Source organism: Sphingobium rhizovicinum (assembly GCF_042647625.1).
GTDB classification, from domain to species: Bacteria; Pseudomonadota; Alphaproteobacteria; order Sphingomonadales; family Sphingomonadaceae; genus Sphingobium; species Sphingobium rhizovicinum.
The window spans coordinates 1732448-1744411 of sequence record NZ_JBHRVU010000004.1 but is presented as its reverse complement, the minus strand read 5'-3'; the positions used below and the strand labels follow the sequence as shown (position 1 = coordinate 1744411).

Annotated in this window: 8 protein-coding genes and 1 pseudogene; 2 read left to right on the top strand and 7 right to left on the bottom strand. The window is 63.1% G+C overall.

The genetic code is table 11. The annotated features are described in order from the left end of the window. Positions 1–4: 4 nt before the first annotated feature. The 3 genes from ACFOKF_RS09745 to ACFOKF_RS09735 form a co-directional block, all read right to left on the bottom strand. Positions 5–2353, bottom strand: coding sequence for a PAS domain-containing sensor histidine kinase (locus ACFOKF_RS09745; RefSeq protein ID WP_380795381.1), 2349 nt, complete (start codon positions 2351–2353; stop codon positions 5–7). A gap of 149 nt (positions 2354–2502) precedes the next feature. Continuing rightward, positions 2503–3921: an adenosylhomocysteinase gene (ahcY, locus tag ACFOKF_RS09740; RefSeq protein ID WP_380795379.1), complete on the bottom strand. Its 1419-nt coding sequence runs from the start codon at positions 3919–3921 to the stop codon at positions 2503–2505. A gap of 130 nt (positions 3922–4051) precedes the next feature. Beyond that, positions 4052–4612, bottom strand: a complete 561-nt coding sequence (locus ACFOKF_RS09735; protein WP_380797735.1) for a YqgE/AlgH family protein — start codon at positions 4610–4612, stop codon at positions 4052–4054. A gap of 144 nt (positions 4613–4756) precedes the next feature. On the opposite strand from ACFOKF_RS09735, the gene ACFOKF_RS09730 reads away from it, so the two are divergent. Continuing rightward, entirely contained in the window at positions 4757–5239 is a 483-nt protein-coding gene (locus tag ACFOKF_RS09730) for a peroxiredoxin (RefSeq protein ID WP_298397255.1), read from the top strand. An 89-nt stretch (positions 5240–5328) separates the two neighbouring features. Next, a complete protein-coding gene (locus ACFOKF_RS09725; protein WP_380795377.1) occupies positions 5329–6783 on the top strand; it encodes an AMP nucleosidase in 1455 nt (484 codons plus the stop codon). A 15-nt stretch (positions 6784–6798) separates the two neighbouring features. Here the strand turns inward: ACFOKF_RS09725 and ACFOKF_RS09720 are convergent, their stop codons facing one another. The 4 genes and pseudogenes from ACFOKF_RS09720 to ACFOKF_RS09705 form a co-directional block, all read right to left on the bottom strand. After that, entirely contained in the window at positions 6799–7947 is a 1149-nt protein-coding gene (locus tag ACFOKF_RS09720) for a GGDEF domain-containing protein (RefSeq protein WP_380795375.1), read from the bottom strand. Positions 7948–7978: 31 nt separating this feature from the next. Continuing rightward, positions 7979–9810, bottom strand: a pseudogene (locus tag ACFOKF_RS09715) (M2 family metallopeptidase). Positions 9811–9862: 52 nt separating this feature from the next. Continuing rightward, positions 9863–10636, bottom strand: coding sequence for an alpha/beta fold hydrolase (locus tag ACFOKF_RS09710; protein ID WP_380795373.1), 774 nt, complete (start codon positions 10634–10636; stop codon positions 9863–9865). Positions 10637–10768: 132 nt separating this feature from the next. Continuing rightward, a complete protein-coding gene (locus tag ACFOKF_RS09705; RefSeq protein ID WP_298396887.1) occupies positions 10769–11794 on the bottom strand; it encodes an aspartate-semialdehyde dehydrogenase in 1026 nt (341 codons plus the stop codon). Positions 11795–11964: the final 170 nt, after the last annotated feature.

The following is an 11964-nucleotide window of genomic DNA, read 5'->3' as shown; positions in this document are numbered from 1 at the left end:
CGCCTCAGCCACGCGGCAGCTCGATCGTCGCCATCGTCCCCTGCCCCGATCGCGACACCAAAGTCAGCGTGCCGCCATGCGCTTCGGCCAGTTGCCGCGCCAGCGGCAGGCCCATGCCCGCCCGACCATGATTGCGCGCCTGATCGGCCCGTGCGACCGGATCGAAAATCGCCTTCTGCTGTATCGGGCTGATGCCGGGGCCATTGTCCGACACCACGATCCTGGCCTTGTCCGCCGTGCCATCGCCATGGAGCAGGATGCGCGCGCCCTTGCCCGAATAACGGACCGCATTTTCCAGCAGATGGTCGATCGCCTGCCCGATACGCCGCGCATCGCCCTGCGCCATGCCCAGCCGGTCCTGTAGCGTAACGGCCAGTTCGATGCCCTTTGCGGCGGCCTCCGCTCGCGCCCGATCGGCGCAGCCGCGCGCCACTTCCACCAGATCGACGGGCACATGGTCGATCGAAAGCGTGCCGACTTCCCCCTGGGTCAGGTCCAGCACATTATCGACCAGCATCGACAGCCGCGCCGTGCTCTGGAGGATGCCGTCGACATAGCCCTGCGCCGCTTCGCTCAGCGCCCCGGCATAGCCAGCGCTCATCATCTCGGCAAAACCCGATATAGTGGTCAGCGGCGTGCGCAACTCATAACTCATATTGGTGACGAAGGCGGTCTTGACCTTGTCCGCCTGCTCCAGCGCCTCGTTGCGGTCGCGCAATATCTGCTCCACGCGCCGGCTGTCGGTCACGTCCAGCATGGTGAACAGCGCATTGCCATCCGGCAAGGGCATGGCCGCAAATTCGAAGATGCGCCCGTCGGCAAAACCGACATGGCCGGTGCGCTGCTTGCGCTCAACCGTGGCGGCGCGCACCAGTTCGCGCACCAGATTGCCCTGTTCGGGCTTGGCGAGCTGTTTCTGGACCGCGCGCATGAAATCGTCGATACGCGGATGGGACGCCAGCAATTCCTCCGCCGCGCCCCAGATCATGCGGAACCGGCTGTTCCACATCTGCAAGCGCCCATCTGCGGAAAAGACGCCGATCGATTCGAACAGATTGTCGAATGTCGCGGTGCGAACGCGCAGCAGCGTGTCGCGCGCGCTCGACAATTGCACCTGCTCGGTGCGGTCTTCAAAGATCAGCAACAGGCCGCCGTCCGGCAATGGCTGGGCATAGACGCGCAGATGCGTGCCATCCTGCAACAGCCAGTTTTCCTCCTGCGGATTGGGCGACAGGAACCAGGCGCGCCGCTCCGCACGCCAAGCGGGAAAATCGCGATGTTCGGGCAGCCGGCGCGCGTCCCGCATCTGGTCCAGCACCCGTTCGAACAACGGCGCGTCGACCAGAGCGTCCTGACGCAGGCCAAACAGGCTGATGAAGGGCTGGTTCCAGAAGCGCAGCGCCCGATCCGGCCCGAACCGCGCCACGCCCGCCGACAGCCGATCGAGCAGATCGCGCTGCGCCGCCTCCAGCCGGCGTTGTTCAACCCGCGCGGTTTCCAGCTCATGCTGGTCGACCGCGTAACCGGCGACGCCTGCTGGCCCCAACGGCACGTCGACCACGCGCATGGTGCGGCGTTCGCCATCGATCGTTGCGGGAACCATCCGCTCCACCGGCGCATCCTGCGCCACGGCTTCGGCGGCGGCGGCCTGCGGACTGACGCCGCCGGCCATTTCCACCAGTTCAACGCCGTTGGCGATCACATCCCCGGCGTCTTCGCCATCGACCGCACGGACATAGGCGCTGTTGACCAGGCTTAGCCGCAGGTCGGGCGTACGGTGCCACATCGGGAAGGGCGCGGCCTCGACCAGCCCGGCCAGCGCCTCCAGCGCCTCCCGCAGCTGTTCGACATAGGCTTTAAGGTCCTGAATTTCGGCCTGACTGTCGGTCGCGTCGAAAATCCAAAGGATCACGCCGCCATTTTCGGCCAGTCCCGGTCCCGCCGGCGCGCCGCGCACCAGCAACAGGCGGGAGGAGCCGACGCTGCGCACCGGCAAGGCAAAGCTCTTGCCCGCCCGCTGCGCCGAAGCGATCTCGCGCGCCAATGCGGCCGCATCCTCCGGCTCCAGCCCCCCATCGGGATCGGTCAGCTCCGAAACGAAGGTCGGCACCCGCGGCTTGCCCAGCCATTTGGCCAGCCGGTCGGCGGCTTCCAATCGACCATCGGGGTGGATCACGATCGGCGCGGCCGGCGCGGACGCCAGCAACAGCGCCAGCCGATCGAGCTTCCCCTGCGCCTGCGTGCCTTCACGCCGCATCCGCTGGCCGCTGAGCAGCGCCCATATGGCCGCCCCCAGCCACACGGCCAGCACCATGCCAAAGATGATCGCGGCATAGGGCGACAGGGTCGTCATGCCCCTTCTCCTCCGACCCGCAAAAGCTGACTGTCCCTGTTCATAAGCCGGTCGGGCCTAAACCAGTTCTGGCCCATCGGAAAGGCGGCACAAGAAAAAAGGGAGGCGTTTCCGCCTCCCTCCATAAACTTTGCCTGACGGCCTTCCGCTTAGTAGCGATAGTGATCCGGCTTGAACGGGCCTTCCACCGGCACGCCGATATAGTCGGCCTGACGCTGGCTCAGCTGGGTCAGCTTCACGCCCAGCTTTTCCAGGTGCAGCGCGGCGACCTTTTCGTCCAGATGCTTGGGCAGAACGTAAACGTCGTTCTTATACTGCTCGCTCTTGGTCCACAGTTCGATCTGGGCCAGCGTCTGGTTGGTGAAGCTGGCCGACATGACGAAGCTGGGGTGGCCGGTGGCGTTGCCCAGGTTCACCAGACGGCCCTTCGACAGGACGATGATCTTCTTGCCGTCGGGGAATTCGACTTCGTCGACCTGCGGCTTGATCTCGGTCCACTTCATGTTGGCGAGGCCGGCGATTTCGATTTCGCTGTCGAAATGGCCAATGTTCGACACGATCGCCATATTCTTCATGGCGCGCATGTGATCGACGGTCAGAACGCCTTCGTTGCCGGTGGCGGTGACGAAGATGTCGGCGCGCGGCGCGGCTTCTTCCATCGTCACGACTTCATAGCCTTCCATCGCGGCCTGAAGCGCGCAGATCGGATCGACTTCGGTCACCAGCACGCGGGCGCCGCCATTGCGCAGCGATGCGGCCGACCCCTTGCCGACGTCACCGAAGCCGGCGACGCAGGCGACCTTGCCGGCCAGCATGACGTCGGTGCCGCGGCGGATGGCGTCGACCAGCGATTCCTTGCAGCCATAGAGGTTGTCGAACTTCGACTTGGTGACGCTGTCGTTGACGTTGATCGCCGGGAAGGGCAGCTTGCCCTTCTTCGACAGTTCGTACAGGCGATGAACGCCGGTGGTGGTTTCTTCCGACACGCCCTTGATCGACTGGACGGTCTTGGTCAGGAAACCGGGACGTTCGGCCAGAACGCGCTTCAGCACCGAACAGAAGATTTCCTCTTCCTCGTTCGACGGCGTGAACAGCTCTTCGCCGGCTTCGACGCGCGCGCCCCACAGCGCGAACATGGTGGCGTCGCCGCCATCGTCCAGGATCAGGTTGCAAACGCCGCTGTCATCATTGTGCCAGTCGAAAATGCGCTCGACATAGTCCCAATATTCCTGAAGGCTTTCACCCTTGATCGCGAAGACCGGCACGCCCGACGCGGCGATCGCGGCGGCGGCATGGTCCTGCGTGGAAAAGATGTTGCAGGTCGCCCAGCGGACCTGCGCACCCAGCGCAGTCAGCGTTTCGATCAGCACGGCGGTCTGGATCGTCATGTGCAGCGAACCGGTGATGCGCGCGCCCTTCAGCGGCTGCGACGCGCCAAATTCGGCGCGCAGGGCCATCAGGCCGGGCATTTCGGTTTCGGCGATCTCGATTTCCTTGCGGCCAAAGGCGGCAAGGCCGATGTCGGCGATCACATAATCCTGCGCCTGGGTGGCGGGTGCGGTGGCCACGAGCGTATCTCCGTCAGCTTGATTGGGGCCTCCCCCGAACAGGATCGATGGAGGCGATTGGCCCGCATTACCAACCGCCGCTTGCACTGGCAAGCCTATATAAAGTTTTCTTTATGTACCTCGCCCAACATCACGCCGATCCGGCGCCGCTGACCAGATGGCTCGAATCGACGCCGGCGGCCGCGAAGATGGCCGACCATTTGCTGCGCGTCGGCGTGTCGAACAGCAGGCCGGCGTCACCGGGCGCCAGGAACCAGCTTTCCCCCGCCATTTCTTCCTCCAACTGGCCCGCGCCCCACCCGGCATAGCCCAGCGCAACCAGATAGCGGCTGGGGCCGCGTCCCTCCGCAATCGCCTTCAATATGTCGAGCGATCCCGACAGGCCCCATAATTTGTCGACGTGCACCATGTCCTGCCCGGCCCAGTCGAGCGAATGGAGCACGAAGCCGCGGCGCGGTTCCACCGGCCCGCCGCGCAGCACCGGCACATCGCCCACCTTGCTACCGTCTATGTCGAAACTTTCCAGCAGGTCGCGCAGCCGCACGCCCTCCATTTCCTCGCCCACGGCGATGCCCAGCGCGCCATTGGCGTCATGCACGCACATGGCGATGACAGAATGATCGAAGCGCATGTCCTGCATGCCCGGAAGAGCGAGCAGGAAATGCCCACCATAGAAACGCGCCTGGTCCATGTCCTGAATATAGCCCGTCGCAGCCCCTTGCCAAGGACGAGCGGTCGCATGGGGAAGGCGGCGCGACATATTCCTGCCACCCGGTCTTGACAGGAAAGCCGCCAGCGCCGACCTCCGCCCGCGTTACAGGCCAGGAGAAAAGCCATGACCATCACCAAGGGCGATCGCCTTCCCACCACCACCTTCACCAAGATGACCGAAAACGGCCCCGAAGCCGTCGCATCGGAAGACTATTTCGCCGGCAAGACCATCGCCATCTTCTCCGTGCCCGGCGCCTTCACGCCGACCTGCTCGGCCAAGCATCTGCCCGGCTTCATCGACAAGGCGGAAGAACTCAAGAGCAAGGGCGTGGACGACATCGCCTGCACCGCCGTCAACGACGCCTTCGTCATGGGCGCATGGGGCAAGTCGGCCGGCGCGGACGGCAAGGTCACGATGCTTGCCGACGGCAATGGCGATTTCGCCAAGGCCGTGGGCCTGACCATGGACGGCAGCAAGTTCGGCCTCGGCACGCGCGGCCAGCGCTTCTCGATGATCGTCAAGGATGGCGTGGTCGAGGAACTGAACGTCGAAGCCGCCGGCGACTTCAAAGTCTCCTCTGCCGACTATATGCTCGGCCAGCTCTAAAAAACCGATTTATCGCGCGCCGGAATATCTTGTCCCGGCGCGCCATTCGCCGTCTTCCTTCCGTCATGCAAACACGGTAACAGGGGGCGATGACACAAAGCATCGGCAGCGCAACGGTCGCGCAACTGGACCGCATCTATCAGACATCCATTGAAAATCTGCGGGACGCCATGCGCGCCTACGCTCGCGACGGCAGCCTGCCGCCGCCCGAAGCACGCGCCGACCGGCGCTATTGCTATCCCGAATTGCGGATCACCTATCGCGATGACAGCGGCGCGCCGCCTCCGGGCCGCTCCTTCGCCCGCCTGTCAAAGCCGGGCCGCTACGTCACCACCATCACCCGCCCGGCCATGTTCGCCGATTATCTCTGCGAACAGGTCGATCTGCTGGTGCGCGACTATGGCGTCGAAGTGGAGGTCGGCCTGTCCGATCAGCAAATCCCCTTCCCCTATGTGCTCGACGGGCTGGACATCAACGCGCTGGATGGCACGCCGCCAACGGAACTTGCGCGCCATTTCCCCGCGACCGAACTGGCGGAAATCGGCGACGAAATCGCCGACGGCCTGTTCATTCCCGATGCGGAGGGCGACCGGCCTCTGGCCCTGTTCGACGGGCTGCGCACCGATTTCTCGCTGGCGCGGCTGAAACATTATACCGGCACGCCGGCTGAACATGTGCAACGCTACATATTGTTCACCAACTATCATCGCTATGTCGACGAATTCGTCGCCTGGGCCTGCGCCGAATTGCAGCAGGAAGGCAGCCGCTTCACGGCCCTGTCCGGCGCTGGCGGAGTCTATGTGACGCCCGAAACCGCCGATCCGCACGGCATGATCGCCGACAGCGCCTGGCGCAAGCATCAGATGCCGGCCTATCACCTGATCGCGCCCGACCGCAGCGGCATCACCCTGGTCAATATCGGCGTCGGCCCGTCCAATGCCAAGACGATCTGCGACCATCTGGCCGTGGTTCGCCCCGAAGCCTGGCTGATGATCGGCCATTGCGGCGGCCTGCGCCCCAGCCAGCGGATCGGCGATTATGTGCTGGCCCATGCCTATCTGCGCGACGATCATGTGCTGGACGAAATGTTGCCGCCCGAAATCCCGGTGCCCGCCATCGCCGAAGTACAGGTCGCCATGGCCAGCGCGGCTGAATCCGTTCTGGGCGGCGGCGACCCGGAGGATTTCAAGCGTCGCTTGCGCACCGGCACCGTCGTCACCACCGACGATCGCAACTGGGAACTGCGCTATTCCAGTTCGGCCCTGCGTTTCAGCCTGTCCCGCGCGGTCGGCATCGACATGGAGTCGGCCACCATCGCGGCGCAGGGCTATCGCTTCCGCGTCCCCTATGGCACGTTGCTCTGCGTGTCCGACAAGCCGATCCATGGCGAACTCAAACTGCCCGGACAGGCCAACCGCTTCTATGAGGAAGCCATCGCCGGCCATCTGCGCGTGGGCCTGATGACCTGCGAACTGCTGCGTCAGGAAGGGGCGAAATTGCACAGCCGCAAGCTGCGCGCCTTCAACGAACCGCCCTTCCGTTAAGTTAACCGCCTTCGATCAGGCGGCGTCGCTCCAGATGCTGATGCGGTCCTTGCCGTCCTTCTTGGCGGCGTAAAGGGCCGCATCGGCGCGGGCGACCATATCCTCCAGCTGCCGGTCGGTGGCGATCAGGTCGGCCACCCCGAAACTGGCGCGCAGCCCGGTGACGGGAACGCCGGGCAGCACGAGATGCGCCAGCTCGATCCGCACCCGCTCCATCACATCGGCCGCCGCCGACGCGGCGCTGTCCAGCAGCAGCAGGCCGAACTCATCGCCGCCCATGCGGCCGACTACGTCGCCCCGGCGCACGGCGCTGACCAGCAGTTGCGCAAAGCCGCGCAACGCCTGATCGCCGGCAATATGGCCATGGCCGTCATTTAGCGCCTTGAACCCGTCCAGATCGCAGACCACCAGCGCCAGCCGCCTTTTGTGTCGGCGGGCCTGCGCGATCGCCTGCACCGCCGCTTCATCCAGCCCTCGCCGGTTGAGCACCTGCGTCAGCGGATCATGGCGCATCTGCCGCCGCAATTCCTGGGCCAGGTCGCCCGCCACCACCAATACGGCCGTAACGGCGGTGGCGACATAGATGGTCGGCATGAAGATGCTGAAGATCAGCCGATACAGATCCTTGCCCAGTTCCGGGCCACGGATCAGCGTCGCCGATCCGGCAAGCGCAAGCTGAACGACGACGAAGGCAGAAAGTGCGATGAAGAAAACCAGTTCGGGCGGCGTGAACCGGCGCCCCTTGGGCCAGAGCGACGCCGCGCTAACCGCCAGCAACACCCCGACATAAGCCGGGATGATGAACCCCTGCATGATCTGACTGGCCAATGGTCCGATCGCCAGCGCCATTCCCAGCGTCGCCAGCGCAGCGGGTATCGCGAATGCCGCCAGGCGCAGCGGCTTGCCCGACCGCTGCCGCACGCCGATCGCCAGCAACGATCCGCTGATGATCAGCCCCACGCCGGTCAGGATGAACCAGCCGGGACTTTTCAGAAAAAAGCCGCCGGCATTGGCCATCCATTGCAGCATGCCGACTGCATAGGATGCGGTCCAGGTCAGGACATGGCGCTGTCGGCCAAAATGCAGCCAGGCCACGGTCAACGCCACCGTCATCACGGTGGCGGTGCCAAAAAGCAGGGACAGGAGAATGGCTGGCGCGTTCATGGGCCAGCCATTTACCAAGATTTACTGCAACTTACCAGCCGCAGGACTTGCCTTTATTCTGCGCAATCAACCACTTCTGCAATGGCGCGAAATAATTGACCAGCGCCTTGCCGGACATGTCACGGCTGCCGGTGAAGGCTTGCAGCGCATCGGGCCAGGGCTTTGATGCGCCCATTTCCAGCATGGCGTTAAGTTTGGCCCCTACTTCCTTGTTTCCATAGAAGGAGCAACGGTGCAGCGGCCCCTTCCATCCGGCCTGCTTGCACGCCGCCTCATAGAATTGGAACTGAAGAACACGCGCCAGGAAGTAACGCGTATAGGGCGTATTGCCCGGAATATGATATTTGCCGCCGGCGTCGAACTTCGTCTCGTCGCGGGACACAGGCGGAATGATGCCCTGATATTTCAGGCGCAGGTCGGTCCAGCTCTTTTCATACTGGCTCTGCGGAATCGATCCGTCGAACACGCCCCAGCGCCATTTGTCGATCAGCAGGCCGAACGGCAGGAACGCGACCTTGTCCATCGCCTGCCGCAGCAACAGGCCCAGATCCTTGTCCGCCCCCGGCACCTTGGCGGGGTCGAGCAGGCCGATCTTCACCAGATAGTCGGGCGTGATAGACAGCGCCACGAAATCGCCGATCGCCTCATGGAAACCGTCGTTTGCGCCGTCCAGATAAAGCGGCTTCTGCACCTGATAGGCGCGCTGATAATAATTATGGCCCAGCTCATGATGGATCGTCACGAAATCGTCGCCATTGACCTTCGTGCACATCTTGATGCGGATGTCGTTCTTGTTGTCCAGATCCCAGGCCGACGCATGGCACACGACTTCGCGGTCGCGCGGCTTGGTGATCTGCGAACGATCCCAGAAGGTCTGCGGCAACGCTTCGAAGCCCAGCGAGCTGTAGAAGCCCTCGCCCGCCTTCACCATCTTGACCGGGTCATATCCCTTGGCCTTCAGCAGGTCGGTCGTGTCATAGCCCAGGTCGCCCGCGCCTTCGGGGCGACGATGCTGTAGATATTGCCCCATTCCTGCGCCCACATATTGCCCAGCAGGTCGGCGCGGATCGGTCCCGTCTTCGCCTGCACCGCATCGCCATATTGTTCATTCAGCTTGGTGCGGGTGTAGCAATGCAGTTCGTCATACAGCGGCTTCACCTCCGCCCAGATCTTGTCGGTCAGCTTGGCGAAATCATCGGCCGGCATGTCATATTTGGACCGCCACATCGCGCCCGTATCGGCAAAGCCCAGTTCCTTCGACCCGGCATTGGCGATGCTGACCAGCTTGGCGTAATCCTGTCGCATCGGCGCGCCGACATTGTCATGCCAACTGACCCACATTTCCTTCAGTTCTTCGGGGTTGCGATTTTCCCCCATCTGTTCTTCGATGTCGCTGCCGTTGATCGGCTGCCCTTTCAGCGTCCCCTTGCCCTTGCCATAGGCCGACTGGAGCCGGGTCGCGAGATCGTTCAACTCTTCCGCCGCCCCCGGCGTCGTCGGCGCAGGCAGGGTCAGCGCGGTGCGCAACAGCGTCAGCCGGCGCTTCGTCTCTTCGCTCAGGCCCGGCGCGGCCGCATATTTCGCCGCCTCCAGCGCATAATCGACCCGCTGCTTGGTATCGATCGCCCCGAAATAGGATGCGATCGCATCGGTATCGTCGGTGATGTAGGTCGCGTTGATCCATGCTGCCCGGCCGCTCACGATCGACTGGTCGAACAGGCTCTTTTCCGCCTTGGCCAGGAAATCTTCTGCCTCGGCAGCGGTCGGCACAGCCGCGGAATTTGCGGACGCCGCCTGCTGCGCCATCACCGGCGAAGCAACGATGGCAACGGCAAGCGCAGCCATGGAAATAGCGATTTTCATGATGGTCCCCTATTGGCTTATAGGGGAAAGGTGACTTGGTCTGACGATACAGTCAAGCGGTCAGAAAATCGACCATCGCCTGTCCCAGTTCCTTGCGCGTCACGGCATTCATATGATTGCCCGGCACCTCGACATAGCGACCGTTCGGCAATGTTTCGACCAGTTCCTGCGCAATGCCATTATCCTGATCGTCCGCGCCGCAAATCACCTCCGTCGGCTGCTGGAAACCGGCGATCACCTCTTCGGGCGTATCGACAAAGGTGTTCAGGATATTGAGCATCGCCACCGGATCGCCCTTGGTGGTCTTCAAAAACGCCTCGGTCATCCATTCGGACGTGCCACGCTCGAACGTGCCCAGGTTAGTGAGAACATTCTTGTAATAGCCACCCTTGTCGAGCGTTTTTGTGAGGCCCCGCAGCCCCATGCCGGCCAGGATCACGCGACGTGGCGTCGCCCCGCGCGCCAGCATCCGCACCGTCGTCCGCGCGCCCAGCGAATAGCCGCCCAGATCATAGTCGGTCAGCCCCATCTGCTCGACCAGCGCCAGATTGTCATCGGTCAGCGCGTCGGGCGGATATGCGGCGGCGTCATGCGGCTTGGCGCTTTCGCCATGGCCGCGCAGGTCCGGCAGGATCAGGCGAAAACCGGCCGCCACCAGCTTTTCCGCATGGCCATAGCGAATCCAGTTGGTCCAGGCGTTCGAAAAATAGCCGTGGATCAGGACCAGATCGCGAGTTTCATCGGTCTTGGCGCCCACCACATGCACCGCGATCGGCAAGCCATCCCGGCCCTGAATGTCATGGCGTTCGATGTTGAGGTCGGTCATCGGGGCAATTCCTTGTAACGGCGTGCTTCGCCGATATGGCGTCAGTCCCCACGGCGCAAGAGCATGTCCGCAGAATCAAAAACGCCGCCGCAACATTGGGTTGCGACGGCGTCTTGACGAATTAAGCTGGGATCAGCCCTTCTTGAGGTGGCGTCGACCCAGCAGTTCGGCGATCTGCACAGCATTCAGCGCCGCGCCCTTGCGCAGATTGTCGCTGACGCACCACAGGTTCAGACCATTGTCGATGGTAGAATCTTCCCGCACGCGGCTGATGAAGGTCGCGAAATCGCCGACGCATTCGATCGGGGTGATATAGCCGCCGTCCTCGCGCTTATCGACCAGCATGACGCCCGGGGCTTCGCGCAGGATATTCTGCGCTTCCTCGGCCGACAGTTCGTTCTCGAACTCCAGATTGATCGATTCCGAATGGCCGACGAACACCGGCACGCGCACGCAGGTCGCCGTCACCTTCACCTTGGGATCGAGGATCTTCTTGGTTTCCGCGACCATCTTCCATTCTTCCTTGGTCGAACCATCGTCCAGGAAAACGTCGATATGCGGGATCACGTTGAAGGCGATCTGCTTGGTGAACTTCTTCGGCTCGGCCGGATCGCCGACGAAGATGTTGCGCGACTGTTCGAACAGCTCGTCCATGCCGGCCTTGCCCGCGCCGGACACCGACTGATAGGTCGACACGACCACGCGCTTGATCTTCGCGGCGTCATGCAGGGGCTTCAGCGCCACGACCATCTGCGCGGTCGAGCAGTTGGGGTTGGCGATGATGTTCTTCTTCGTATAGCCGTCGATCGCGTCCGGGTTCACTTCGGGCACGATCAGCGGAACGTCCGGGTCCATGCGATAGAGCGAGCTATTGTCGATCACCACGCAGCCGGCCGCCGCCGCCTTGGGCGCATATTCGGCCGTCGGGCCGCTGCCTGCGGCGAACAGGGCGATGTCCCATCCGGTGAAGTCGAAATGTTCAATATTTTTGCATTTGAGAATCTTGCCGGTGTCACCGAACTCAATGTCGGTGCCCTGCGACCGGGGCGATGCAACCGCCGCGATCTCGTCAATCGGGAACTCGCGTTCGGCGAGAATGGTCAGCATCTCGCGGCCCACATTACCGGTGGCACCAACGACGACGACCTTGTAACCCATGACTAAAGTCTCCACTCCAACGCAATATTGCGGAGTGCGCGCCATAGCGATACTGCCGCGTTTGTCCAGAAAGAAGGGCTTTTGCGGCAGAAAGTTGCGCGCATTGCCACACGGGGCCAGCGCAGCTAGGGAAGCCCCTCATCCTCCATGAATGGAAACATGCCCCTTTG